This is a genomic window from Halomonas elongata (genome assembly GCF_029081005.1).
Classification (GTDB): Bacteria; Pseudomonadota; Gammaproteobacteria; order Pseudomonadales; family Halomonadaceae; genus Halomonas; species Halomonas elongata_B.
The window spans coordinates 1-351 of record NZ_JAJQTQ010000146.1 but is presented as its reverse complement, the minus strand read 5'-3'; the positions used below and the strand labels follow the sequence as shown (position 1 = coordinate 351).

Annotated in this window: 1 pseudogene; it reads right to left on the bottom strand. The window is 60.4% G+C overall.

Annotated elements, in window-relative coordinates:
- Window positions 1-351: pseudogene (locus LU493_RS19840) on the bottom strand (LLM class flavin-dependent oxidoreductase); the annotation flags it as partial.

Below are 351 nucleotides of genomic sequence, written 5' to 3'. Positions count from 1 at the left end.
CCAGCGACATGCTCAGTGCCTGCTGCACACCATACTGCTCGGATGCTGACCACAGCTGATGCATATTTTCCACCGGCGGCGGCAACTGCCCGGTCTCGCCGCGACGCAGCTTCACAAACGCCTGCTGCATGGAGGTGAAGAGAAACTCCGCATCGCGGTTGCTGTCGGCGGCGATGATATTGATACACACCATCGCGTACGGTTTTTCCAGCCGCGCCGAAGGTTTGAAATTGCTGCGATACAGATGCAGGGCCTGGAACAACATATCCGGCGCGAAGTGCGAGGCGAAGGCAAACGGCAGGCCGAGCTGCGCCGCCAGTTGCGCGCTATAGAGGCTTGAGCCCAGCAGCC